General features: G+C 33.0%; 23 protein-coding genes. 18 read left to right on the top strand and 5 right to left on the bottom strand.

Annotated features, from left to right (window positions below; all coding sequences use genetic code 11):
- Nucleotides 1–23 precede the first annotated feature (23 nt).
- Both CN946_RS02600 and CN946_RS02595 read right to left on the bottom strand, forming a co-directional pair.
- Nucleotides 24–2,780 carry a DEAD/DEAH box helicase gene (locus CN946_RS02600; RefSeq protein ID WP_098859780.1) on the bottom strand — a complete coding sequence of 919 codons (2,757 nt, stop codon included), beginning with the start codon at nucleotides 2,778–2,780 and terminating at the stop codon, nucleotides 24–26.
- Complete coding sequence (locus tag CN946_RS02595; protein WP_098859779.1) at nucleotides 2,758–4,389, bottom strand: hypothetical protein; 1,632 nt, start codon at nucleotides 4,387–4,389, stop codon at nucleotides 2,758–2,760. Before CN946_RS02595 ends, CN946_RS02600 begins: the two co-directional genes overlap by 23 nt.
- Before the next feature lie 640 nt (nucleotides 4,390–5,029).
- Between CN946_RS02595 and CN946_RS02590 the strand changes: the two genes are divergently transcribed.
- Nucleotides 5,030–6,955, top strand: a complete 1,926-nt coding sequence (locus tag CN946_RS02590) for a M14 family metallopeptidase (RefSeq protein WP_098859778.1) — start codon at nucleotides 5,030–5,032, stop codon at nucleotides 6,953–6,955.
- Nucleotides 6,956–7,179: 224 nt separating this feature from the next.
- Complete coding sequence (cspD, locus tag CN946_RS02585; protein WP_025568675.1) at nucleotides 7,180–7,380, top strand: cold-shock protein CspD; 201 nt, start codon at nucleotides 7,180–7,182, stop codon at nucleotides 7,378–7,380.
- A 377-nt stretch (nucleotides 7,381–7,757) separates the two neighbouring features.
- Here cspD and CN946_RS02575 read toward each other — a convergent pair whose 3' ends face one another.
- A complete protein-coding gene (locus tag CN946_RS02575) occupies nucleotides 7,758–8,243 on the bottom strand; it encodes a CarD family transcriptional regulator (protein WP_286133795.1) in 486 nt (161 codons plus the stop codon).
- 193 nt (nucleotides 8,244–8,436) lie between these two features.
- Between CN946_RS02575 and CN946_RS02570 the strand changes: the two genes are divergently transcribed.
- Nucleotides 8,437–9,357: a lipase family protein gene (locus CN946_RS02570; protein WP_098859776.1), complete on the top strand. Its 921-nt coding sequence runs from the start codon at nucleotides 8,437–8,439 to the stop codon at nucleotides 9,355–9,357.
- 53 nt (nucleotides 9,358–9,410) lie between these two features.
- Here CN946_RS02570 and CN946_RS02565 read toward each other — a convergent pair whose 3' ends face one another.
- On the bottom strand, nucleotides 9,411–9,773 hold the full coding sequence (locus tag CN946_RS02565) for a group I truncated hemoglobin (RefSeq protein ID WP_098859775.1): 363 nt from the start codon (nucleotides 9,771–9,773) through the stop codon (nucleotides 9,411–9,413).
- A gap of 381 nt (nucleotides 9,774–10,154) precedes the next feature.
- Complete coding sequence (locus CN946_RS02560; protein WP_098859774.1) at nucleotides 10,155–12,770, bottom strand: Ig-like domain-containing protein; 2,616 nt, start codon at nucleotides 12,768–12,770, stop codon at nucleotides 10,155–10,157.
- Nucleotides 12,771–13,292: 522 nt separating this feature from the next.
- Here CN946_RS02560 and CN946_RS02555 point away from each other — a divergent pair.
- The 15 genes from CN946_RS02555 to CN946_RS02490 all read left to right on the top strand — a co-directional run bounded on the left by CN946_RS02555 (nucleotide 13,293) and on the right by CN946_RS02490 (nucleotide 25,725).
- Nucleotides 13,293–14,000 carry a YveK family protein gene (locus CN946_RS02555; RefSeq protein ID WP_098859773.1) on the top strand — a complete coding sequence of 236 codons (708 nt, stop codon included), beginning with the start codon at nucleotides 13,293–13,295 and terminating at the stop codon, nucleotides 13,998–14,000.
- The gene (locus CN946_RS02550) at nucleotides 13,987–14,649 is read left to right on the top strand and encodes a CpsD/CapB family tyrosine-protein kinase (protein ID WP_286133794.1); all 663 of its coding nucleotides are present in this window, start codon (nucleotides 13,987–13,989) and stop codon (nucleotides 14,647–14,649) included. The genes CN946_RS02555 and CN946_RS02550 overlap by 14 nt, the downstream gene beginning before the upstream one ends.
- A 252-nt stretch (nucleotides 14,650–14,901) precedes the next feature.
- On the top strand, nucleotides 14,902–15,078 hold the full coding sequence (locus CN946_RS23285) for a hypothetical protein (RefSeq protein WP_176547178.1): 177 nt from the start codon (nucleotides 14,902–14,904) through the stop codon (nucleotides 15,076–15,078).
- The gene (locus CN946_RS02540; protein WP_098859770.1) at nucleotides 15,075–16,913 is read left to right on the top strand and encodes a polysaccharide biosynthesis protein; all 1,839 of its coding nucleotides are present in this window, start codon (nucleotides 15,075–15,077) and stop codon (nucleotides 16,911–16,913) included. The genes CN946_RS23285 and CN946_RS02540 overlap by 4 nt, the downstream gene beginning before the upstream one ends.
- Nucleotides 16,909–17,364 carry a sugar phosphate nucleotidyltransferase gene (locus CN946_RS02535; protein WP_098859769.1) on the top strand — a complete coding sequence of 152 codons (456 nt, stop codon included), beginning with the start codon at nucleotides 16,909–16,911 and terminating at the stop codon, nucleotides 17,362–17,364. Before CN946_RS02540 ends, CN946_RS02535 begins: the two co-directional genes overlap by 5 nt.
- Before the next feature lie 25 nt (nucleotides 17,365–17,389).
- Nucleotides 17,390–18,544 (top strand): glycosyltransferase family 4 protein, encoded by a 1,155-nt coding sequence (locus CN946_RS02530; RefSeq protein WP_098859768.1) that lies wholly within the window; start codon nucleotides 17,390–17,392, stop codon nucleotides 18,542–18,544.
- The gene (locus CN946_RS02525; RefSeq protein WP_098859767.1) at nucleotides 18,529–19,638 is read left to right on the top strand and encodes a glycosyltransferase family 1 protein; all 1,110 of its coding nucleotides are present in this window, start codon (nucleotides 18,529–18,531) and stop codon (nucleotides 19,636–19,638) included. The genes CN946_RS02530 and CN946_RS02525 overlap by 16 nt, the downstream gene beginning before the upstream one ends.
- 3 nt (nucleotides 19,639–19,641) lie before the next feature.
- Nucleotides 19,642–20,526 carry a glycosyltransferase family 2 protein gene (locus CN946_RS02520; RefSeq protein WP_098859766.1) on the top strand — a complete coding sequence of 295 codons (885 nt, stop codon included), beginning with the start codon at nucleotides 19,642–19,644 and terminating at the stop codon, nucleotides 20,524–20,526.
- A gap of 32 nt (nucleotides 20,527–20,558) precedes the next feature.
- The gene (locus tag CN946_RS02515; protein WP_098859765.1) at nucleotides 20,559–21,647 is read left to right on the top strand and encodes an EpsG family protein; all 1,089 of its coding nucleotides are present in this window, start codon (nucleotides 20,559–20,561) and stop codon (nucleotides 21,645–21,647) included.
- 39 nt (nucleotides 21,648–21,686) lie between these two features.
- A complete protein-coding gene (gene galE / locus CN946_RS02510; RefSeq protein ID WP_098859764.1) occupies nucleotides 21,687–22,724 on the top strand; it encodes a UDP-glucose 4-epimerase GalE in 1,038 nt (345 codons plus the stop codon).
- Between the two features lie 29 nt (nucleotides 22,725–22,753).
- Nucleotides 22,754–22,915 carry a YwzD family small protein gene (locus tag CN946_RS23280; RefSeq protein WP_176547177.1) on the top strand — a complete coding sequence of 54 codons (162 nt, stop codon included), beginning with the start codon at nucleotides 22,754–22,756 and terminating at the stop codon, nucleotides 22,913–22,915.
- Nucleotides 22,916–22,939: 24 nt separating this feature from the next.
- Complete coding sequence (locus CN946_RS02505; RefSeq protein WP_098859763.1) at nucleotides 22,940–23,539, top strand: sugar transferase; 600 nt, start codon at nucleotides 22,940–22,942, stop codon at nucleotides 23,537–23,539.
- A 1-nt stretch (nucleotide 23,540) separates the two neighbouring features.
- Complete coding sequence (locus CN946_RS02500) at nucleotides 23,541–24,170, top strand: acetyltransferase (protein ID WP_098859762.1); 630 nt, start codon at nucleotides 23,541–23,543, stop codon at nucleotides 24,168–24,170.
- Between the two features lie 18 nt (nucleotides 24,171–24,188).
- Nucleotides 24,189–25,370: a DegT/DnrJ/EryC1/StrS family aminotransferase gene (locus CN946_RS02495; protein WP_483295364.1), complete on the top strand. Its 1,182-nt coding sequence runs from the start codon at nucleotides 24,189–24,191 to the stop codon at nucleotides 25,368–25,370.
- 22 nt (nucleotides 25,371–25,392) lie between these two features.
- Nucleotides 25,393–25,725, top strand: coding sequence for a helix-turn-helix domain-containing protein (locus tag CN946_RS02490; protein WP_098428390.1), 333 nt, complete (start codon nucleotides 25,393–25,395; stop codon nucleotides 25,723–25,725).
- The last annotated feature ends 13 nt before the right edge of the window (nucleotides 25,726–25,738 follow it).

Below are 25,738 nucleotides of genomic sequence, written 5' to 3'. Positions count from 1 at the left end.
AATAATCCCATTTTCCCTTCATATTAAACACCTAACAAATCAACAAGCTCATCCATAGACAACTCTGTAATCCACTGTTCGCTCGTTATGATTGTATCGTTAAGTGATTGTTTCCGTTGTAGCATTTCATCAATTTTTTCTTCTAGTGTTCCGATTGTTACAAATTTATGGACTTGAACGAACTTTGTTTGTCCAATTCTGTACGCTCGGTCAGTCGCTTGGTTTTCAACTGCTGGATTCCACCAACGGTCAAAGTGCATTACGTGATTTGCTGCTGTTAAGTTTAGTCCTGTTCCACCAGCCTTGAGTGACAGAATAAACACTTTTACCTCACCGTTTTGGAACCGAGAAATCATATTATCACGCGCTGTTTTAGGTACGCTACCGTTTAAGAATAATACTTCTTCACCAAATTTTGCTTGGATTGCCTCTTTTAGCATATCACCCATTCTCACATATTGAGTAAAGATTAGACAGCTTTCTTTTTGTTCAAGGATTGGGTCTATTAATTCGAATAGTCGTTCAACTTTACTTGATCTCTCTTCGAATTCAACAAGCTGTGATTCCTTTAAGAATAAAGAAGGGTGATCACAGATTTGTTTTAATTTATTTAGCATCCATAAAATACGGCCTCGACGTTCAATACCAGTTAATGTATCGATTTGTTTTAAGCTGTCTTGAACAACTTGTTCGTATAATGCCGCTTGTTCAACAGATAACGGGCAAAGCATCTTTTGTTCTTGTTTTGGTGGGAGATTTAATGCCACGTCTTCGTCTTGCTTTGTACGTCTTAGTAAAAAAGGCGAAATTAAACGATGAACAGCATTTATCTTTTCTTCATCTCGGTCCTTCTCAATAGGATTTACATAATTGCTAGCGAAACGGTTTAGTGAACCAAGATATCCTCTATTTATAAAATCAAATATTGTCCAAAGCTCTGTTAAGCGGTTTTCCATTGGAGTACCAGTAAGAGCAATCCGGTGCTCAGATTTTAATCCACGAACTGCACGAGACTGCTTTGTCGCTGGATTTTTTATGTTTTGAGCTTCATCAAGAATGATACTTTTCCAAACATATTGCTTTAGGTCTTCATAATCTAACACGCTTAAAGCATAGGAGGTGATGACAATGTCGACATCTCTCATTATTGAAAATAAATCTTCACCTTTTAAACGGTTACCTCCATAGTGAACATGAACAGTTAAATCAGGATAAAATAATTCAATTTCGCGTTTCCAATTGTTGATAACAGAAGTAGGGCAGACAATCAATGATGCTCCTCGTTTTTCTTCGTTTTCTTTACGATAAGCCAAATAAGAGATCGATTGAATTGTTTTACCAAGCCCCATATCGTCAGCTAGTAGTGCACCAAATCCCATATTTTTCAAATGAACTAACCATTCGAACCCTTTTTGCTGATATGCTCGTAATGTTGCTTGCAGACCATGAGGAACATTAAGCTCAGGAACTTCTGAAATGGATGTTAAACGTTTAGTTAATTCTCGGAATACATCATCTACTTCAATTTCAACTTCAGCAAAAGGTGAGTTATCGTCCTCAGGTTTTTCAGTCCCTTGTAGTAGCTCATGTTGAAGAACTTCGTGAAATCTAAGTCCTTGCTTTTCAGCCTTTACCATCATTTTCTTCATACGTGCAATAAAAGCAGGGTCAAGTGCAATCCACTGACCATTAAATTGAATTAAACGTCTTTGATTTTCAACGAATTGCTGGAATTGTTGTTCTGAAAGCTCCATCCCATTTGTAGAGATTCGCCAGTTGAAGTCAACTAATGTTTCCATATTGAAAAATGAATTTCCAGCAGGTTTACCTTTTACACTTGCTTTTAAAGTCATCTTATTTTGTTTTAAAGCTTGCCACCAGCTTGGTAAAAGAACCTGAATATTTGCGGAAAGTACTTTTTCACTATCCTCTGTTAAAAATGTCCAAGCTTCTTGTTCACTTAAAATTTCTTTTGGCTTATGATCATCGATTAAGTTTGGTGCTAATAATCCTACTCCTTGGAACGTTCGATCTAAATACTCAGCATAAGATGAATGCTTTTTATGTAATGATTCATGCCCGTTATATTCATAAGGTTTTATAGTTTTTCGCTCATCAATTAAATAGGTACGTAAATTCCAGTCATCATGTTCACTCATTGGCTCTTCAAGTACTAATCGAATTGAAAATGGAACATCATCGTCTCTTAGCCCGATTTTCACATGCCAATCGTCTTCATCAATACTATGTGTGAGTTGCTGTTTTATATAACTTGGGTTGTGATATAAGCCCCTAGCAATATCCCAGCGTTTAGACTGTAAAGTTTCTATTTCAAACTGCTGTTTAATTGCAGAAGAAACCAATTCCTGTAAAGTTGGTTCTAATTGTTCAAATCCATCAATTTTCCATAGCTCTTCGCCAGTCTGATAATGAGCAAAACTTGGAGAAACGTGCCCCTCATTAAAATCGTCGTATAAACGTGAGATGACGGAATGAAACTCATTTGCTTCATCTAAATATGTAATCTCTACTAATGAGTTTTCTTGGTGTTCTCTAAAAAAAGTAAGTGCTTCGATTGGAGTTAAAAGAATTCCTTCAATCTGACCGACCCGGGTCGGCTGCAATAATGTCCCATAATATGAAGGTTCATGCCATTGAAACACTAGATGCTTCCATGCGGTTACCGGTAAAATGACACCGTGACTTTGCATTCCATAAATGAGTAAGCCTTTTCGCTCGACCCATTTTACGGCAATACTAAGATTTGCTAGTCGCTTCATTGACTAATTTTCCTTTCTTTAATTCCTCTTGAAGTGCACGTAAACGAATAAATTGAGATTCAACATACTGAATATAATCTTCCCACTCATTCATACGCTTTAATTTTTTATAATTTGTTTTTAGTTTTTTTAAATATCGAACAGCTATTTTATAGTTTGCTCGGCCTTTTAACTCAATGTAATAAAGGACTAAGTGATGGTATATAGGTAATACAGATTGAGGGGAGTACTTATGTACTTCCTGAAGGTCATGTTTATCAATGTAATCAGGATTGTAAGAATATAAGTGCATTTGCAGCTCAGCCCATCGTTTGTATTCACGATTATGCATTAAATAATCAGTGTACTGCATCACACTATATGGAAGTAATGCTTGATAAACTACTTCTAGTCCGGCCGTTTCATTAGTGTAAAAACTATTGTACTCATAATTAGTAAGGAAATGTTTCGCAAAAGTAGTTTTTGCATATTCATCATCGCCATTTTTTAAAAAGAGTAAAAGCATCTCGTAATACAATGGCAAAAATAATGTTAGCCGATCTGTTTCATTGTTTTTTCGAAGACTTTCGATCCAGTAAGTAAAGCAATAGAGAGTACGTTCATTATTACTGTATTGCTTTATAATGGACAGCATTGCTTCATCTTCTTTTAATAAATAATATAGATGAGCTTTTCCTAAATCTGCATAATAATTGTCCTCAACCTTTGATAATGTTTCTAAATCCTTATATAAAATCTTAGGACTATTTAATAGCTCTTTATATACATGACGAAAAGAGTTATATCGAGGAACTAAACAAAGGTTTCTTTCTAATAAAAGAGCCTGCAACTGCTCACGCAGTACTTCTTCGTACTGAGTAGACACGGAACCACCAGTTAAATTATGTAATTGTCTACTTACTGCGTCAATTTGATTTTCTAGCATTGTCATTTCGCGCGGTAAATGCGCATTGTCGTAAACTGTACTTTGAATTTCGATTTGTCCGACCATTTTATTCATTGTAAAAATTGACGCAAGTAACTGATATTGTAGCTTTTCCTTTTCTTGACGTGGTTGTTGATTCAATAATCCATGATAAAACCGTTCATATAATGGATATACAAAATAAACATCTTGGTAAAATGATGTTCTTTGCTGTTCTATATACTCCTTATACTTTTGCTCAAATAAAGCCACTGTCTCTTTCGGTCGATCCTGCTCAAACATACTCATTTGATCTAGCAGTTGACGACCAGTCATGATATTCGGGATACTTTTTAAAGAAGACTGCTTAAACTTCCTCATAATATCTCCGACTAAAGAAAATGAAGCGGCAGCATAGCAAAGAAGGGCAATTTGATGTTGGCATGGAGGAGCTTCGTAGCAATCACATCCATTTTGATCATGGTTTTCAATATGTAGAATTGGTAAATGAATTTGATCCCCTTCTTCGACAACACCAACTAGGCGACCTTCGCGAACCGAAACATTATATACTTGACCTAGTCGATACAACTGCAGGCCAGTTTCAACAAGCTCTGCGTCCCTCGTATTTTGAGGAGAAAGCTTTGAAAAAAGTGAATATGAAAGTTCATAAATAATATCTTTGCTTAAATCACGCTGAAGCATTCGATGCCTCCTTACTCGAAACATTCTTATTGGTAATTATACCCTAAACAAATACGATACACATAGCCGAAAAGGGAAAAAATGAAAGTTGATATAGATTGGTACGATTAAGATTTTGAAATCATAAATAAAAAGAGTGGATGGTAATTAAAATCTAGAACGTAAATAAAAGGTATAAATCGCAATTAAGCTACGGGAACGCAAATAAAAAGTGAGAATCGCAAATAAATTCAGGAAACGCAAATAAAAAGTGAGAATCGCAATTAGAATTCGGGAATCACAAATAAAAAGTGAGAATCGCAAATAAAATTCGGGAATCGCAATTAAAATCCTGAAATCGCAAATAAAAACCATCAAATCAAATAAATTCAACAAATAAATCGCACTTATATGTAAAATCCTCATAGTTTCAACTAAAATCTATAAAAACATACCTATATTTAAAGTAAAAAACGTAACAGGAATGGGCAAGTGTGTAATCCAATTTTAATATGCAAAGAAAATACTAATATTATAAAATATTAATATATTAGACAATTAAAAAAAGCTCCCTGAATGGGGAGCTTTTCGTCTGTTATGAATAAAAAACAATTACTTACATATACACAATTGTTTTTGACTAACTAGAGAGGTGAAGGGTTTGAAAAAAGGTTTTATTAGTTTAATTGTTTTAGTACTTATGTTTAGTATGTTTAAAGATGTATTTGCGGAAACAAAAGCTGCAGACAAATGGGTTGTAACGCTAAAACCTACAGATTTGACGATTCAGACTGAAACTGGAGGAACAACTGGAGGCGCAACAACTGGAGGAACAACCGGAGAAGCAACTGGAGGAACAACCGGAGAAGCAACTGGAGGAACAACCGGAGGCGCAACAACTGGAGGAACAACCGGAGGCGCAACAACTGGAGGAACAACCGGTGGCGCAACAACTGGAGAAACAACCAGCGGCGCAACAACTGGAGAAACAACTGGTAGTGCAACAACAGGAGGAACAACCGGTGGCGCAACAACTGAAGAAACAACTGGTAGTGCAACAACAGGAGGAACAACTGGTAGTGCAACAACAGGAGGAACAACTGGAGAAGCAACTGACGCAACAACTACAATAACAATACCAGCAAACGTTAAGTTAAAAATAGATAAAGAGGAGAATGACCTTTACTATGTTACCTATAATGGGAATGCTGGGACTATTTTGAAAAGTGCGGTCCGAAATGCAACTCCATGGGAAATCTACCCAACGGCGAAAGTATTTAAAGTAACAAACGATACACCTCTATTATTAAGTGAAAATGGTAAATTAGTGAATAGAGGAACAGTTAAAGCAAGTACGGTTTTTAGTAAAACAGGTGAGAAGGATCATTATTTAATGATCCAATATTCTAATCAAACTGCTTATATTGATAAAAATAAAACAACTCCTTTACCAAATGGGACCTTGCCTGTAATCAGTATCGTGACACAGCCTGTTAAAATTACGGCGGGTGTTGCAGTGCGAAATACTAAAATTGTTTTACCGCGCGATCCGAAACCAACAATGGTTAACATACCTGCTAAACAAAAAATAGTAATTGATTCGGCATATTCTTCTTACTATGTCGTTAAAGTTGGAGGACTTAAGGGTCTAATCCCTAAAGCGGATATTTCGTTAAAAACATATAACTATGTTGACCCAAATGGTGATTACTCATATGAAGAATTGACAGCGGATTTACAGGAACTGAATGCTTGGTATCCTGGATTTACTAAAGTTGAAACAATTGGTAAATCGGTAGATGGTAGAAATTTATATGCGTTTAAGCTAGGGACTGGAAAATCTGAAATTAGTATAAATGGTTCGCATCATGCTCGTGAGCATATGACAACAAATGTAATAATGGAAATGCTTGATCAATACGCTAATGCGTATGAAAAAAATACGAAAATTTCTGGTTTTGATGTAAGAAAAACATTATCTCAAACGTCTATTTATTTTGTACCTATGGTTAATCCTGATGGTGTAATGCTTGTACAAAAAGGTGCGAGCAGTGCAAAGAATCCAAATCAGGTCATTAAATTAAATAATGGTAGCAAGAATTTTAAAGCTTGGAAGGCAAATGTACGTGGTGTAGATTTAAATCGTCAATATCCAGCTGGGTGGAGTACAATTTCTGGTAATAAGTCAAAGCCCGGCCCTGATAACTATAAAGGTACTAAGGCTTTAAGTGAACCAGAAGCTAAAGCTTTATATGATTTCACTAATAAACATTCATTCAAAAATACAGTTGCATACCACTCATCAGGAAATATTATTTTCTGGCATTATAATCAAACAGGAACTCAAATGGCTAGAGATAAGGCAATTGCTACAAAATTATCAAAACAAACAGGGTATAGTTTGGTCGCTCCTGCCAAAGGTGGAGGCGGTGGATATAAAGACTGGTATGTTGCTGCAAAAAAACGACCAGGATTTACTATTGAAATTTCTCCTTATGTAGGGAACAAACCAGTACCAAATAGTTACTTTAGTAGTATTATGAAGAAAAACTTACCAGTTGGTTTAATACTTGCTAACGAAAAGTAAAAAATCACATTTTTTATAATAAAATTACTAAATTTAATTAATCTTCGTGCACAATTTGTTTTTCATTTCATTTTATGTTAAGATAGGAACATACTTAATAAGAAATTGGTTAATTCAATTCATGTGTTAAAAGGGACGAATTTTCATCCTGTTCTAATGTGTGTATTTTTTCTTAACAATACTCATTAAGTGTAAAAAAACAGGTATATATGGAGGTTCGTACAATGAACACAGGTACAGTTAAATGGTTTAACGCAGAAAAAGGTTTCGGATTCATCGCTGTTGAAGGTGGAGACGATGTATTCGTACATTTCTCAGCTATCCAAGGCGACGGTTTCAAATCTCTTGAAGAAGGCCAAAAAGTAAGCTTTGAGATCACTCAAGGTAACCGTGGCGCTCAAGCTGAAAACGTAGTTAAATTATAATTTTCACTTCTGAGTGAGTAAAAGGCTGCTAACTTTTTTGTTAGCAGTCTTTTTTTGTTTAGAGAAGTGGTAATGGCGTCGGTTGCAAATAAAAAGTTCACAATCGTAAATAAATTATTTAAAAAATGCAAATCTGAAAAAAATATTAAAACTGAAAATATTTTCCATTTTTTCTATTATAATTGTATTAAATCAACAAATGGTATTAAAACTGGTAAGTACAATAGTAAATCTTACCGAAAAAACACGAAAGGTGGACTCGAAACTATATATTTTATTTTGATCAATTGGTCCTCCTAGGTATTCATGAAAGTATCTAATACGTACGAAAATCAAAAAAAAGAGCTTAAAGTAAGCTCCTTTTCCTAAATAAATCTTTATTTTAATGCTGAATCAATTAATTCGGTTGCTTCAAGCTGCGATATGCCTTTAATTAAGCTAAGTTCACCAACAAACATGCGTTTAGCCATGTCTAGCATTTCTCTTTCACTAGGATTTAAAGGTTTCTCCCTACTTTGAAGTGTTAGATCACGTACCACTTGAGCACCAGCGAGTAATTCGCCAGATTTTAATTTTTTCATGTTTGAATCATATTTTTGTTTCCAAGATAAGGAATCGTCGGGAAGACCATTTGAAAAGTCATCTAATACATTACTTAAATGTTCTTTGTCTTCGACTAAACGAATTTTCGTATTTGACACTTTCCCTTGAGGGACCATCAATTTTAAATTGCTGGATGGTATGTTAATTATATAGTACTGTTGTGTTACACCTTGTATAACTTTCTCTTCGATGGAATCAATTACTGCAGCTCCCTGCATTGGGTAAATAATTTGATCGCCAATTTTGAACAATGTACCCACCTCCGAAAATTCTTATAACTTAAGTATAACATTAATAAATGAAATATCAAAATTTATATGATAACATCTGTAAAATAAAACTGTCAATAATTTTATGTATATTTTTTTACTTTTTTGGGGAAAAGATGAACATGTCATATGGTCGTGGACATAATATGAAGAAAGAGACTGTCGAAAGGAGGTTAGGTTACTAATGAATTTTCGTGTAGTTATTTTTATCGTTACAGTACTTACTTTTTTTACAACGACCACCGGATGTAGCCAACAAGAGCAAAGAGAGCTAGAGAAGCTCCCAGATGGCGTATTACTAGCAGCATCTGAGCTTTCTTATGAAGCATTTCTAAGTAAAGAAATAGGCAAAAGCTTAAGAGAACATAAAGGGATTGCTGATCCATTACTTACCCAAGTTCATAAGAATCTTAGCGATTATAAGCTTGTTTCCATTACATCTGGTAATATTGGATTTTCTGCAATAGCATTAAAAAATAAAAAAAATAATAGTTTACTATTTGCTTTCAGTGGATTAAAGAAAATCAATATACAAGATATATATCAAAGATTAGTTGAATTTGAAACTCCTGAGAATGGTTCACCAGTTGTCGTAGATCAACAAGCTCAGCAAGCATATGCCTGGGTTACATCAATATTAAATAAAAAAGAGAACAATCATTCAAGTGTATATGTTACTGGTCATTCCTTTGGAGGTTATTTGGCTCAATTTGTAGGTTATCAGCTTAAGAATGATAAAAAATTGAAAAATCATCTATTTGTACAGGGCGTTACATTTAACTCATTAGGTGTACTATTAGATGATGGTTCGAAAAAACTTCATGCAAAGTCACAAAAAGTCCAAAAAACGTTTAAACCACTGTTTACAAATTACATTGTAAAGGGTGATCCATTGGACTATGCCAATAAAACCTTCTTTAAACAAATAACTGGGTACTCACTCCAGCATCTCGGTAATGTCAAATATATTACAGTTGATGAGAATTATAAAACGTCTTTAACTGCTTTAGAAAAAACTACAGATTTATGGACAAAAGCAAGATTATTGAAACCTTTGTACCCATATCATGATTTAGTTGAGTTTGAGGGTGCGTTTTGGAAATAATACAGAGAAGTTTAAAAGCTACTATCAACAGATAGTAGCTTTTATTGAATTATTTATTTATATTGTATGTCATCTCTTAGTGATTCTACCTTTGTTAGGGCTTGATCTATGTCTGCCTCGCTTACGCCGAAGTGAGCTAGTGCATCATGGAGATGGGTTGCAATTGCATTAAAATGTTCAGGTTGAATATTCATTCCTTCGTGAGCTTTTGACATAGATTTACCAGTGTAATTTTTAGGTCCACCTAAAGCGAAACTAATAAACTTCGTTTGATGACGACGTTGCTTGTCCATATCCGTTTGATCAAAGAAATGATTAACTGTTTCATCTTTTAGTACTAATTCATCGTAAAAATAATCAACTACTTTTCCAACTGTTTCTTCTCCACCATATTTTTCATAAAGAGTTTGTTCCATTTAGTAGCTTCCTTTCAAAATAAGATATAAGTAGAGTCCCCAAAATTACATGGAAATATTACAATTTATAGCTGAATATTTAACGATTAGGTCATGATCTGAAAATACATTTGTTAAACAATTATGTTTCTTATCATTAAGTTTTTATATGTAAGCCTAATCAATCCGTAAACAAATTGATTAGACCATGATAGATTCAACCACCTATGCATAACTGGATTTTACTTTGTAGAAAGTTTTAAACTGTGTACGAAGTATTATGTGTAATCGTTAGAATGAATATTTTTGTATATTTATATAAAATAAATTAATGGTAGTTGAATTTAATAAATAATTAATGCTCCTATTGAGACTTAGCTCATACTCTTTCAACTATTTCTTTTAAGTGACTGTATTGTTTTTATTAATATCTTTAGATGTTAATGCAAGTGTATTATTGATTAATGTGTTGTCTTCAATATCATAAGGAGGCGCACCGATGCCACCGTTAGTTGTGTCAATTCCAACTCTTTTAATTTTGGATGTTATTTTGTTCCCTTTAACTACTGCCCCTTTAATTTGAGTAGGAGAATCTTTCCATGCGTCACGACCGATTTGAATTATTGGATGATCCGCAGAAGTTGTTACACTATCATTTATTGTATTGTTAAAAAAGGCAAAGCTTGTTGCATTATTTACTAAAATAATATTACCAGATACAGATTTATCAAAGTCGAATGTTGAACTTGATATAGTAACATTTGGATATCCATTGTCGTTATCAAGTATAACAGTACTATTTTTAAACTGTCCCTGGTTAATAGTTACTTTTCCAGGATAGAAATTTATCTTTCCATTTGTAACAATTAGATTGTTATAGTTTCCAGAAGCTAATCGAGATTCAGTAGTATTATTAAATGTAACATTCGAGTATACATTCGAAGCGAGTCCATTGCCACTTAGACCATTGTTTCCTTCTAGATAAATAGTACTCAACGTTATTGGTTTGTCTCCCCATATAGCAAAACCATGTAATTCTGAATCTTGTCCAGAAGATGTAAGAGAAATATTGGATGCGTTTATGCCATTTTCAACAGTCTGAGTAAAGCTGACATCTGAATCAACACCAACGAGACCATCTACAATTATATTTTCTCCACCGTCAAAAACTGCTCCACTTTTTGTTAGTTTGTTATTTGTAAAAGTAATATTAGAAGAGCCGTCAGAACTTACAAATGATGAATTGTCAAAGGTGTTATTGGAAGCAGAAACGCCACCCCAGCTAGTTGAAGCAAAAGCAGCATTAGGACCAAAGTAGTTATTATTTGCTATCGCATGGCCACCATAAGAGAGTACCATATGAATTTTATTATTTAAAAATTCATTTCCGCTTATCTCCGTATTTATACCCGGGTAAAATCCAGGCTCTAAATCAACTCCACTTCCAGGAGCGACTCCACTTATATCGTGAATTTTATTATTTAGTATTTTGACGCCATCTGTACCTACTAAACTTATACCTTGTCTACGGTTATTACCTATATTGCAATTTTGTATCAGTAAATTTTCTGTAACTGCAACAGACATCATTTGAACACCAACATTTGCTGTACTAGTAGCATTAAAAACAGCACGCCATTTAACTGCTTCATCTGGAATCTTAGAATATCCAAATGATGAATTGAAATCTTGATCTTTATCAGTTTTAACTAAACTTCCATCTGAGCGGTAATAATATAAATCGTATTTTCCGGTTACTCCATCAGGATTCCACATCATAATATTTCTAAAATGAGGATTTTGATACGCTGGGTCACTTAGGATATAAGGTTTAGTGCGAATTTTACCTGATTGGCTAATAGGGTTTCCATTTGCATCTAATCCACCTAATTCTAGGTTGGCTGAATCAATCCACTCGCCTGTGACTGTTGTACCACCAGCTTGAACACCATCACCGGTAAAATCTGTAAAATTAATACCATCAATAATGACATTACTTGCTCCCTCTGCTATGATTCCAAATCCCCACTCATGTGTACCCGAAGTGTAAGGACCAACATAAGTGTAATCGTGAGTATATCGGTCACCTTTCAGGGTACCACCTTGTATAGTCACATTTACAATGTCTTTACTTAGCGAAATAATAGCGTATTGTTCCCATTTATTTGTTTCCTTTTGAAGTACCGTATCACTATCCATTAAAAATGTCATATTACTTACCATATTAATTTGAGCATTATTATCTCTATCTTCTACGCCCTTAGCTATTAAGTAAGTACCACCTAATACATGAAAGGTAGTGTACCCGTTGCTAGTTGCCCACTGTAATGCCTGGTTAAATCCATTTGTTGTTTCAATTGGATGAGAATTATCATTATAAATTCCCCATTTAGTTCTTTCTTGTGAAGTTAATTCATATACTCCTCCCGGAGGTGAAACAACCGTAGTATCTTTTGTGACAACTGAGGAACTCGTAGATTGATTGCCATATTGATCATTCGAGACAGCAGTAATTGTAATACTTCCGTTATTTAATGAACTCATATTAAATACCACTGAAAAATTTCCGCTTGTATCAGATGTAGTTACTTTAGATAGTGGACTATGAATACCATCACTAACAGTTACTGTTACTTTTTGGTTTGCTTCCACTTTTCCAGTTACAGGATAAGCACTTTGATTTTGTAATGTAACATTCGAGACATTTAAAAGAATCGCTGGTCCAATGGTGTCTTTTAAAACAGTCTTATTTACCTTTCCACTTGTATTACCTTTTGCGTCCTTTTGATAAGCTTCCAAGTTTAACTGGCCGTCTTTTAGAGTAATGAGATTTAATTTTGTAGAAAAGGTACCACTTGAATTTGCTTTAACGGTAGTAGAAATCGTATTTTTATTAGAATCTTTAAACGTTAAAAAAATAGTAGCATTTGCAATCCCGCTACCACTTACGGTATAAGAGCTTGCGTTTATACTTGTTACAACAGGTAAACTATTAATCTTTGGACTACTAATTGCCAAATAACATGACACTCCTTATAAATTAGTATATTTATAGGAGTAGTATATTTATTTCAGTCCAGATTGCTTGTACTAATTAAGATAAAGCATAAAAGATGGTGAAACTATCTAGTAAATAAATGGAAAATTATTAAAAAATCCTAATTCTTCCTAGTAATTAAGTATGGTAATTGTTCGTTTAAAAGAACATCTTTATTCTTATGTTTAGTACTGAACATAATTTATTAACAATAAATTTACTAGGAATTTATAATTAATTTACTTGAATCTACTATTATTAAAGCATAGTAAAATAGGTATAAATTGGAGTGAAAATGTTATTGACTAGTTCATTATAAAGAATTAAAATTAAGTTCATAATTACCCTAATTTTCAGATTTTACTCAGTCATAAGAGTACTTATTATGCATAATTATATTTGTACATAATATTTTGATAGCTTATTAAAATGTTGTTCGTTATATAGAATCTTTAGTCATGTTTTATATCCAGTAAAAAATACTAAAAAATGAAGGTGAATGGATGAATAGTGTAAGGCCTAAGGAGATTGATATAAAGGAATATTTTGATGTAATTAAAAGTCGATTTTGGATTATTATTGTTTTCTCTATAATAACTACATCAATAGGTTATCTTTATCAAAAATTTTATAATAATTATGTTCCTGTGTATGAATCATCTACGAGGATAATGCTTAATACAAAGGATGACTTGAGTACATTAGCGGTTATGATTGATGATACGTCTGTTTTGGTTAAGGTCATTAATAACTTACAACTAAATATTTCTAAAGACACTTTGGCACAAAAATTAAGCGTGCAAAGAATAGGTGATTCAACTATTTTTAGTATTACAGTACAAGATACAAATCCGATTATTGCTAAAAATATTGCAAATGAAACAGCGAAATCATATAAAGATGAAGTCAGTAATCTATTAAATTTTAAAAACGTTCAATTATTAACCCCAGCAGAGGCAGCTTCAATGCCAATTAATCAACAAAGCAATAAAGTTATTATTTTTGCATTTGTGATGGGAATAGTAATTAGTGTTGCATTAATATTTTTACTAGACTCTTTGGATCAAACAATTAAAAGAAGAAGCGAAGTTGAAGAAATCTTAGGGGTACCTGTAATTGGCATTGTTCCAAATATGAATAAGAAAAAGTTATTAACTGAGAAAAAGAAATATAAATTATTAAAAAATGAAGGTGAGAATGTTGATATTTAATAAAAGAAAACAAACCACAGCCTTTAAAAAAAGAAATCTAGTAACGTTTACAAATCCAAATTCAATTATATCCGACCAATTTCGAACAATACGTACAAATTTACATTTTTTAACTGAGGAAACAAAGAATAAGATCCTCTTAATTACTTCAACTGGTAAAGGTGAAGGAAATTCAACAATTAGCGCTAATTTAGCTGTATCAATGGCTCAGCAGAAAGAGAAAGTCTTATTGATAGATGCTAATTTAAGGGAAGCTTCAATACATACAATTTTTAAATTACAGAACAATGTAGGATTAACAGATTTGTTAACAAAACGTCTAGAGCTTAAAGATGTAGTAACAAGTACTGACTTTGAAAATTTGGATGTATTAACTAGTGGCACAATTAATTTTAATCCTGTAGAACTTTTGGCGAATTCAGCGGTTAAAGAGTTATTTAAAAAATTGATTACCTCTTATGATATTGTACTAATTGATTCGCCTTCAATATTAGACTATACAGAGACAAGAGTGCTTGCAAACCAATGTGATGGTGTAGTTCTAGTACTTAATCGTGGTAAAACTGAATTAGAGAAGACGATTGAGGCTAGTAGAGTAATTGAACTATCACATGGAAGATTGATCGGTGCAATTATAAATGAAAAGTAAGTAAAATTTTTAATTTCTTGTTCTTAATTAAGAATGGTTTTTAATAGAATAGTTTAGGTAATGTCTACTTTCCTTTATCAGTGTAGGCACTCGATCATGCTGTGGGTTGAAATATACCTTAGACGCAAGTCGTCAAGAGTGTGGTGTGAGGGTGGGTTGAATGCCCGTTTTTTATATAAAGTGTTTATTTATGTGCTTTTTATAGAGAGTGCAAAAATAAGCACTTTATTACTAAAGTATGGAGATGTGAATATGAAAAATAAGGATAGTCCACCTAAAACACTAAAGAATAAAGTTAGATTCATTCAACAATTTGAACGGCTAAGTGAAGCTAATTGGATTCCAAATAATAAAAAAATAAAAGACGATGGAAGAAAAAAGCTTGAATTATATAACGTAGGATGGTTTATGGGGGGAGCATTCAAGTGACTTATAGGCAAAGATTATCTCTATTTATAATTATTGATTCATGTATTGTATTCACATCCATTTTTATTAGTACATTTTTGGTTGACGCAACAATTGATATATTTATTAAACCCGTATTTATTAGTTCACTTTTTCTTTTATTAAGCCATCATATTTTTTCATTAATTTTTAAACTTTATAAAAAGGCATGGGAGTATGCAAGTATAGGTGAAATAATTATTATCTTTAATATTGTAACGTCTTCAATCCTTACATCTTTAATTATCCAGCAAATGATTATGCAAAAAACGTATTTCAGGTTATTTGCGGTCGCTTGGTTAATTCATATGTTATTAATAGGTGGTTCAAGATTTACTTGGCGGTTATATCGAGATTCATTTGTTAGAAAAAATATTATTAAGAAGAGAACCTTAATTATTGGTGCTGGAGCAGCAGGCACTATGGTTGCGAGACAGCTTTTAAAGAGTAACGATAATTATAGTCATCTCCATCCTGTTGCTTTTATAGATGATAACGTAAAAAAACATCATTTAGATATACTGGGTATACCCGTCTTAGGAGGGGTTGAAAAAATAGAAAGTGTTGTAAATAAGTATTCAATTGAAAATATTATTATTGCAATTCCTTCTTTACGTAAAAAGGAGTTAAATATTATCTTTCAAGAATGCTCTAAAACAACCGCTAGTACTAAAATATTACCTATGTTAGAAGATCTAATTACTGGTAAGGTTTCAGTCAATCAATTCCGTGATGTTCAAGTAGATGACTTATTAGGAAGGGATCCTGTTGTAATGGATATGGGCAGCATTTCTGAATCGATTACAAATAATGTTGTATTAGTTACAGGTGCGGGAGGATCAATCGGTTCGGAAATATCGCGACAAATTTCTAACTTTAATCCAAAACAATTAATTTTACTTGGTCATGGTGAAAATAGTATTTATTCAATTGAAATGGAATTAAAGAATAGTTTTAAGGATTCTAGTATTGAATTTATTACAGAGATTGCTGATTTACAAGACGAAAAGAAAATGATGTCAATTATGGAACAATATAGTCCGGATGTTGTCTACCATGCAGCAGCACACAAGCATGTACCTTTAATGGAGCGAAATCCAGAGGCAGCAATTAAAAATAATGTAATTGGTACTATGAATGTTGCAAAAGCAGCTAGCTGGCATTGTGTAAAAACATTTGTCATGATTTCAACTGATAAAGCTGTCAACCCAACAAGTGTAATGGGCTCAACAAAAAAACTTGCAGAAATGATTATTCAAGATATGGATAAAAATAGTGATACAAAATTTGTAGCAGTTCGATTTGGAAATGTACTAGGTAGTAGAGGGAGTGTTATTCCACTATTTAAAAAGCAAATCGAAAATGGAGGCCCTGTCACTGTTACTCACCCAGATATGGTGCGTTATTTCATGACAATTCCTGAGGCATCTAGGCTAGTGATTCAAGCCGGAGCATTAGCAAAAGGTGGCGAAATCTTTGTATTAGACATGGGCGATCCGGTAAAAATAGTAGATCTTGCTAGAAATTTAATTTTATTATCAGGTAATTCACTTGATGATATAGAGATTGAATTCTCAGGAATGAGACCGGGAGAGAAGCTATTTGAGGAATTGTTAAAAGAAGAAGAAATTCATGAAGAACAAATTTATCCGAAGATTTATATTGGAAAAACGACAGATTTGCGCATAAGTGAAATACATGAAATTATTGATAACTTTTCAGATTTAGAGAAGGATGATCTTAGGGAAAGATTATTGAATTTGGCTAATAATAGAGTTAATTCTCAAACGAACGCTACAATGCCAATTTTAAATTAAGGGAGAAAAAGATGAAAATAAAAAAAGCCATAATACCTGCTGCTGGATTAGGAACGTTTCTAGATACGGAATTGTACATGGAAGTTTAATAGATAATCATTTTTATAATGTTCATAGTTTGGTAGAAAAACCAAAGCAAGAAGAAGCTCCTTCAAATTTAGCGATTTTAGGCCGCTATATACTAACGCCAAGAATATTTGATATTTTAAGTAATCAGAAGTCAGGGGCTAGAAATGAAATTCAACTGACTGATGCAATTGCTGAACTTAACAAACAAGAAGCAGTTTATGCTGATGAATTTGAAGGAACAAGATACGATTTAGGCGAGAAATTAGGTTTTATTAAAACTACTCTTGAGTTTGCTCTTAAAAGAGATGACTTAAGAAAAAATGTTCTAGATTATTTAACGGAACTAATGAAAAAAGAATTAATCAGCGGGTCGAATGATTAGAAAATAATGTTGATAGGTGAAAAAAATGAAAAAAAAGGTGCTTTTTTGTGCAACTGTGGATTATCATTTTACGGCATTTCATATGCCATATATAAAGTGGTTCAAGGATAATGGCTGGGAAGTTCATATAGCTGCTTTTGGGGAAAACAATATTCATTATGTTGACAAAAAGTTTAATCTACCTATCCAAAGATCGCCTTTTAATTTTAAAAATATAAAGGCACTAAAAGACCTTAAAAATATAATAGATGAAAATAATTATGAGATCATACATTGTCATACACCTATGGGTGGGATACTTGCTCGCCTTGCGGCTCGTAAGTCCAGGGTTAAAGGAACAACAAAATTAATCTACACAGCGCACGGATTCCATTTTTGTAAGGGTGCCCCTATATTAAACTGGCTATTATATTATCCAATTGAAAAAATCATGGCTCCCTTATCAGATTGTTTAATAACGATTAATAAAGAAGATTATGAGTTATCAAATAGAAGTTTTAATGTTAAAAGAATCGTACATATTCATGGGGTTGGAATAGATACAGAGGATTTTAAGCCATTTGATGAATTAAATAAAAAAATAGTAAGAGAGTCATATGGATATCAACCAGATGACTTTTTACTTTTTTATGCAGCAGAATTTAATAAAAACAAAAATCAACAATTTTTACTTAATTCATTGGCCTTAATAAAAGATGAATTGTCGAATGTAAAACTTCTACTTGCTGGTGAAGGTGCTTTACTTAATGAATGTAAACAGTTAGCAAATCAACTTGGAATTTCACATATGGTAGATTTTTTAGGTTTTAGAAAAGATATTAAAGAAATTCTTCCTATGTGTGACGTTGCAGTTGGATCCAGTCTGCGTGAAGGGTTGCCGGTCAATATAATGGAAGCAATGTCTTGTGGCTTACCAATTATAGCAGTAGATAACCGGGGGCATAGAGAGCTTGTAACTAATAATAAAAATGGATGGCTTGTTGAGAGTAATGACTCCATTGGTTTTTCAAGCGCCATAATAGACCTTGTTGAAAGTGAAGGTCTAAAAGAGAGGCTTGGGTCTAATAGTAGAAAGATCATTATGAGAAAATATAGCATTGATAAAGTAATATTGGAAAAAAGTGAGGTATATAAGAGCTATATGAACGAAATGGAGGATACAATGTGGGCGACCCTTTAAGAATCTTACATACCGTTGTTAATATGAACAGAGGTGGAGCGGAAACATTAATAATGAATTTATATCGTAATATTGATCGAACGAAAATACAGTTCGATTTTTTAACGTGTAAAGAAGGGGCATATGACTCTGAAATAATTGCAATGGGTGGAAAGATTCATAGAATTCCATATATAACGGACGTTGGTCTTTTAGGTTATATAAGAAAACTAGATAAGTTTTTTAGGCTAAATCCTAATTATAAAATCGTCCATTCTCATATGGATAAAATGAGTGGCTTAGTTTTAAGAGCAGCAAAAAAAGCTAATATTCCCACAAGAATTGCACATAGCCATAATACAAAAAGTGAAGGTGGATTGGCTTCACAGGTTTTTAAATGGTATGCCGGTAAATACATTGAACCCAATGCTACTCATTTATTTGCTTGTTCAGAGTCTGCAAGTAGGTGGTTATTTACTAAACGTTCTAGTGAATCTCTAATCCTAAAAAATGGAATTGAAAGTGAGAGGTTTCAATTTTCATTAAATTTAAGAAAACAAATTAGGGATCAGTTGGATATCTCAGACAAAGCATTCGTACTTGGCCATGTTGGAAGATTTAATCAACAAAAAAATCATCTATTTTTACTCGAAATTTTCGCTTCACTATTAAAAAAAATGCCGAATGCAGTTCTAATCTTAGTTGGAGGAGGTTCCCTTCAAGCTAAAATAGAATCGAAAATAAAAGAACTTCAAATAGAGAAAAATGTAAAGTTACTTGGTATTAGAGATGATATTCATAAACTTTTACAAGCAATGGATGTATTTGTTTTCCCATCTTTGCATGAAGGTTTACCCGTAACGTTAATAGAAGCACAAGGTGCAGGTTTATCTTGTGTTATTTCAGATGCGATTACAACAGAAGTGGATATGGAGATGGGACTAATCCAATACTGTTCTTTAAATGACAGTGAAAAATGGGTTGAGAAAATCTTGAAAGAAGCAATAAGAAATATTAATAGAGGAAATGCGGAGAGTGCATTGAGCCAAAAAGGATATGATATTCGCAAAACAGCTGAGAATACCCAAAAGACATATATCTCGTTAGGGAGGTAGGATATGAAGAAGTTAACTGTATTTACTCCAACATTCAATCGAGCATACTGCCTTCACAATTGTTACGAGAGTTTAAAAAATCAAACATGCAAAGAATTTATCTGGTTAATTATTGATGATGGTTCAACTGACAATACTAAAGAATTAGTTGAAGGTTGGATCGAAGAAAATAAAATTGAAATAATGTATTATTGGCAGAAAAACCAAGGAATGCATGGTGCCCATAATACCGCTTACAAGAAAATTGTCACAGAACTTAATGTCTGTATTGATTCAGATGATTATATGCCTTTAGATGCAGTTGAAAAAATTATTGAGTACTGGAATCAGTTTGGTAACGATAATGTGAGTGGAATTATTGGGCTAGATGCATATTCAGATGGGAAAATTATTGGTACAAAGTTGCCGGTTAATAGAAAACAGTCTAGATTATTTGATTTATATAATAAATTTGGAGTAACTGGTGATAAAAAGCTTGTATATCGGACAGAGTTAACAAAAGAATTTCCATATCCACTATTTAAAAATGAACGGTATGTTGGTCTAGCATACAAATATCACATGCTAGATAAACAATACGAAATGCTTTTAATGAATGAAATTTTATGCTATGTAGAGTACCTTGCAGATGGATCATCGTTAAATATGTTAAGTCAATATATTATAAATCCGAATGGGTTTGCTTTCTATCGAAAAGAAATGATGAAATTGCCTTTTGCAAGTCAATTGTTTAAATTCAGACAAGCCATTCATTATGTTTCTAGTAGCATTATGAGCAGAAACTGGAGTTTTTTAGACGAGACGCCTAGAAAAGGTTTAACGATTTTAGCGATTCCATTTGGGATAACTTTATATATTTATATTATGACAAAAACAAAAGCCGCCTAAAAAGTGGTTTTGTTTTTTGGAAGGATATTGATATGACTATATTTTGGTTCAATTTAGCAGTTGTATTTGCTTTTTCATTCATGGCACGAGTAGCCTCAAGGGCCAGCATATCTAGCACCGCAACTTTCTCATCAGTCTATATAAAACCTAATAAAACGTTGGCATTTGTTGCATTAGTAACTCTAGTTTGTGTATCGGGACTTAGATCAAATATCGGAGACACATATGCATATGTGGATATCTATAAAAGACATGACTTTACATGGAACTATATTTTAGAGTCTAAGGATATTGGATTCGGCGTTCTGCAAATGATTTTAAAATATTTTTCTTCGAATCCTCAAATATTGTTAATTACAACAGCAATTATCACAAATGTATTAGTTATTTTTACTTTGTATAATTATTCAAGAATTTTTGAATTGAGCGTTTATGTGTATATCACTGGTGGTTTGTTTCTGGTCTCTATGAATGGAATTAGACAAGTACTTGCTGCATCCATTGCTTTTGCAGGCATTAGACTATTGCTGGAAGGTAGTTTTAAACGCTATCTACTTGTTATTTTATTTGCTTCTTTATTCCATCAAACTGCACTTATTTTAATTCCAATTTATTTTCTTGTGCGCTTTAAAGCATGGTCAAAAGTAACAATCGCTCTATTATTATTTTCAATCGTATTCATAATTGGATTTAATCAACTTTCAACTTATTTGTTTAACGCCATTCAAGATACCCAGTATGCAGTTTATAAAAACTTTCAAGAAGGTGGAGCTAGTATTATAAGAGTTGCAGTAACAGCAATTCCACTATTAATTGCTTTTGTGGGGAGAGAGAAGTTAAGAGAAATTAATCCAAAGAGTGATATTGTTGTCAATATGGCTTTACTTGGATTTGTTTTTATGCTTATTTCAACGCAAAACTGGATATTTGCAAGAATTTCAATTTATTTTAGTTTTTATCAGCTAATTTTAATTTCATGGATTGTGAAATTATTTAGAGTAAGAGATCAAAAGTTAATCTATTATGGCATATTAATTTGCTACTTTTTTTATTATTACTATGAAAATGTAATTAGTCTGCAAATACAATATTTCAGCGATTATATTACGATCAACTGGTAAAAATAATCGTTTTTTAGTCTTTTATAGGAGGAAAAATAAATGGCAATTCTTGTAACTGGAGGAGCAGGCTATATAGGGAGTCACACATGCGTAGAGTTGTTACAAAGTGGCAATGAAATTATTGTTCTAGATAATTTTTCAAATAGTAAGCCAGAAGCATTAAAAAGAGTGTCAGAAATAACGGGTGAGTCATTTAAAACATATAATATTGATTTATTAAATAGAGATGAGTTAGAAAATATATTTTCTCAGAATAAAATATCGGCTGTCATTCATTTTGCCGGACTTAAAGCTGTAGGTGAATCAGTCCAAACTCCTATTGAATACTATTATAACAATATTACAGGAACGATTAACCTTTGCGAAATGATGAGAAAATATGAAGTGAAAAAGCTTGTTTTTAGTTCTTCTGCCACAGTCTATGGTTCAACAAATGAATCACCGATATCAGAAAGTAGTATTTTAGGTGCTTCTAATCCATACGGACGAACCAAGCTTATGATTGAGGAATTCCTTAGGGACTTATACGAATCAGACCATACTTGGAAAATAGCATTATTGAGATATTTTAATCCAATCGGTGCACATCATAGTGGTTTAATTGGTGAAGATCCAAATGGCATTCCGAATAACTTAATGCCGTTCATTTCACAAGTAGCAGTAGGTAAATTGGAGCAATTAAATATTTTTGGAAACGACTATCCAACAAAAGACGGCACAGGTGTGAGAGATTACATCCATGTGGTAGATTTAGCAATTGGTCATATTAAAGCACTTAAGAAATTAGAAAGAAATACTGGAATTGAAGCATATAACATTGGTACAGGCACTGGGTATAGTGTTCTAGAAATGATTGAAGCTTTTGAAATAGCATCTGGTAAAAAGATTCCTTATAGAATAAAAGAAAGACGTCCTGGTGATGCGGCAGTTTGTTATGCGAATCCAACAAAGGCTTTGCAAAAACTTGGCTTTAAGGCTACTAAGGGAATTCATTTAATGTGTGAAGATATATGGAGATGGCAAAAATATAATCCGAACGGATATTCTGAAGAGATTGAACAAGTTACAGTGCAATAATGCAGTGTTTTTTTGTTTTGGAGGAAAAAATGGAATCAATTAATTTATCACAACAACAATTAATAGATATTCTAAAACTCTTTTACTATAGAGGAAGCCATTCGAATGAATTAAATACGATTGATTTTATTAATGATATGAAAAAAACGATCTTAATGATTAGTACAAACAATTTTGTAGAAACGAAGTAATTAATTTTTAGGAGTAAACTAAAAATGAAGAGAGTAATAGATTTAGTATTTTCAGTGATAATATTGCTGTTGCTATCGCTACCTCTAATAGTTGTAGCAATTTTTGTTAGATTAAAAATGGGTGCTCCTATATTATTTACTCAACAGCGCCCTGGTTTAAATGGTAAACCATTTTACTTGTATAAATTCCGAACAATGAGTGATTTGCATGATGCAGGTGGAAACCTTTTATCAGATGAATTACGCTTAACTGCCTTCGGGAAGTTTTTAAGAAAGTATAGTATTGATGAGTTTCCACAATTAATAAACGTAGTTAAAGGGGATATGAGTTTAGTTGGACCTAGACCATTTTTAATGGAATATCTATCTTTATATACAGAGGAACAGATGTTAAGACATAATGTAAAACCCGGCATTACAGGTTGGGCCCAAGTAAATGGACGGAATTCACTTACATGGGAGGAGAAATTTAAAATGGACGTATGGTATGTGAAAAATAATAATCTCCTTTTAGACCTGAAAATCCTCATTAAAACAGCCATTAAGGTTATAAAGAAAGAAGGAATTTCACAGGAGGGGCAAGTGACAATGGAAAAATTCACTGGTTCTAATGAAGTGATGTAATATGAGGGTAATTATTTTAGGTAATGGAGGACATAGCAAAGTAATCCAAGATATCATTTATTCAATAAAGGGAATTGAGATTATTGCTATATTAGATGACAAATATAAAGTTGAAAAACATGAAAATAGAATTATATATGCTCCATTTGTTTCTTTAAAAAGTTTTCTAGATCAAGAAGTTAAAGTAGTCATTGCAATAGGGGATAACAAGCTTAGAAAAAATATTGTTAATTCAATTGATATAAAAAAGGAACAGTATTTAACAGTTGTTCATCCTTCAGCGGTTGTTAGCACTTCGACTAGAATTGGATACGGAACAGTGGTCATGCCGAATGTAGTTATTAATGCACAAGCGCAAATTGGCGACCATTGTGTAATTAATACTGGGGCAATCATTGAACATGATAATCAAATCGGAGACTATACGCATGTCTCTCCAAATGCTACTTTAACAGGAAATGTTTTAGTTGAAGAAGGTGCACATATCGGAGCATCAGCGACAATTATTCCCGGTATTAAAGTAGGATGTTGGTCAATTGTAGGGGCTGGTTCAACGGTTATTCATAATATTCCATCGCTTAGTACAGTAGTAGGCTGCCCAGCTAGAATTATTAAAAATTTAAATTTATAGATTGAATTTTTCGAAAAGGTGGTAAGTGAATTGACCTTATCAAGAATTTATTTATCTCCCCCGCATATGAGCGGAGAAGAGATAAAGTATATACAGGAAGCATTTAATACGAATTGGATTGCACCACTTGGACCCAATGTCGATGGATTTGAAAAAGATATTATTAATTATGTAGGAGCCAATGAGGCGTTAGTTGTTAGTTCAGGAACAGCTGCAATTCATTTGGCTCTTTCTTTATTAAATGTCACAACAGGTGATAAGGTATTTTGTTCCAGTCTTACCTTTGTGGCTAGTGCTAACCCAATAATTTATCAAGGAGCCGAACCAATATTCATAGACTCGGAGCCCGAAACATGGAATATGTCACCAAAAGCACTTGAAAGAGCATTGCATGACGCTTATTTAGAAGGAACTCTTCCGAAAGCTGTTATCATTGTTAATCTATATGGACAAGTTGCAAAAATGGATGAAATTCAATCTTTATGCTCTCAATACAATATACCTATTATTGAAGACGCGGCTGAATCACTTGGTTCTACTTATAAAGGAAGAGTTAGTGGTACATTTGGTCATTTTAGTATTTTTTCCTTTAATGGAAATAAAATTATCACGACATCTGGTGGCGGAGCACTTGTCTCAAATAATACTGAGTTAATACAAAGAGCAAGATTTTTAGCCACTCAAGCTAGGGATGAAGCGCGACATTACCAACATAGTGTAGTTGGTTACAATTATAGGATGAGTAATATTTTAGCAGGGGTTGGCAGGGCTCAATTGCAAGTATTAGAGGAGCGAATTGAAGCTAGAAGAAGGATTTTTCAACGCTATTTTGAAGAGCTAAAGGATTTACCAGGTCTAACTTTTATGCCAGAGTTAGCAAATACACGTAGTAACCGATGGCTTACAGCATTAACGATCAAAGAAGAAAAATCTAAGCTATCAGTAAACACTTTATTAGATGCATTAGAAGAGGAAAATATTGAAGCAAGGCCAGTGTGGAAGCCGTTACATATGCAACCTCTATTCAAAGGAGTTCGTTATTATCCTCACGAAGAAAATAACCATGTTGCAGAGAGGATGTTCGAAACTGGAATTTGTTTACCTTCAGGATCGAATCTATCATTTGACGATCAAAGTAGAGTAATAAGCTGTATCAAAAAAGTATTTTATAAAGTAGCTTGTAGGGAGGGCATTCTATGACAGAACAGCTGAGGTGCCAAAAATGATAGGAAAAAACATTCAGGAAATTCGTATCAAAAAGGGACTTACTTTATCAGAACTTGCAGAAAAAGCTAATATTTCTAAGTCTTATTTAAGCAATATTGAGCGTGAATTAAATGATAATCCATCTATTCAAGTTGTAGAAAAGATTTCAAAGGTATTAGGAGTTGATTTTAGAACATTACTGGGGACTAATACAGAAAATAATAAACTCGATAATGACTATATTGATCTTATAAAGGAATTAGTTGAAATTGGCATTGGAAGAGAAGAATTAAGAGAATATAAAAAGGTATTTGAATTTGTAAAATGGAAGAATTCTAAAAATTATTGATAAGAAATGCTAA

Source organism: Bacillus sp. AFS053548 (assembly GCF_002575105.1).
In the GTDB taxonomy this organism is placed as follows: Bacteria; Bacillota; Bacilli; order Bacillales; family Bacillaceae_G; genus Gottfriedia.
The sequence above is the reverse complement of the archived record's forward strand: the minus strand, read 5'-3'. Positions and strand labels throughout refer to the sequence as shown.

Coding starts and splice junctions, on each gene's coding strand:
- CN946_RS02515 (WP_098859765.1), top strand. CDS start 20,559: ATGACTATATTTTGGTTCAATTTAGCAGTTGTATTTGCTTTTTCATTC.
- CN946_RS02530 (WP_098859768.1), top strand. CDS start 17,390: ATGAAAAAAAAGGTGCTTTTTTGTGCAACTGTGGATTATCATTTTACG.
- CN946_RS02555 (WP_098859773.1), top strand. CDS start 13,293: ATGAATAGTGTAAGGCCTAAGGAGATTGATATAAAGGAATATTTTGAT.
- CN946_RS02565 (WP_098859775.1), bottom strand. CDS start 9,773: ATGGAACAAACTCTTTATGAAAAATATGGTGGAGAAGAAACAGTTGGA.
- CN946_RS02490 (WP_098428390.1), top strand. CDS start 25,393: ATGATAGGAAAAAACATTCAGGAAATTCGTATCAAAAAGGGACTTACT.
- CN946_RS02520 (WP_098859766.1), top strand. CDS start 19,642: ATGAAGAAGTTAACTGTATTTACTCCAACATTCAATCGAGCATACTGC.
- cspD (WP_025568675.1), top strand. CDS start 7,180: ATGAACACAGGTACAGTTAAATGGTTTAACGCAGAAAAAGGTTTCGGA.
- CN946_RS23280 (WP_176547177.1), top strand. CDS start 22,754: ATGGAATCAATTAATTTATCACAACAACAATTAATAGATATTCTAAAA.
- CN946_RS02505 (WP_098859763.1), top strand. CDS start 22,940: ATGAAGAGAGTAATAGATTTAGTATTTTCAGTGATAATATTGCTGTTG.
- CN946_RS02500 (WP_098859762.1), top strand. CDS start 23,541: ATGAGGGTAATTATTTTAGGTAATGGAGGACATAGCAAAGTAATCCAA.
- CN946_RS02595 (WP_098859779.1), bottom strand. CDS start 4,389: ATGCTTCAGCGTGATTTAAGCAAAGATATTATTTATGAACTTTCATAT.
- CN946_RS02550 (WP_286133794.1), top strand. CDS start 13,987: ATGTTGATATTTAATAAAAGAAAACAAACCACAGCCTTTAAAAAAAGA.
- CN946_RS23285 (WP_176547178.1), top strand. CDS start 14,902: ATGAAAAATAAGGATAGTCCACCTAAAACACTAAAGAATAAAGTTAGA.
- CN946_RS02570 (WP_098859776.1), top strand. CDS start 8,437: ATGAATTTTCGTGTAGTTATTTTTATCGTTACAGTACTTACTTTTTTT.
- galE (WP_098859764.1), top strand. CDS start 21,687: ATGGCAATTCTTGTAACTGGAGGAGCAGGCTATATAGGGAGTCACACA.
- CN946_RS02600 (WP_098859780.1), bottom strand. CDS start 2,780: ATGAAGCGACTAGCAAATCTTAGTATTGCCGTAAAATGGGTCGAGCGA.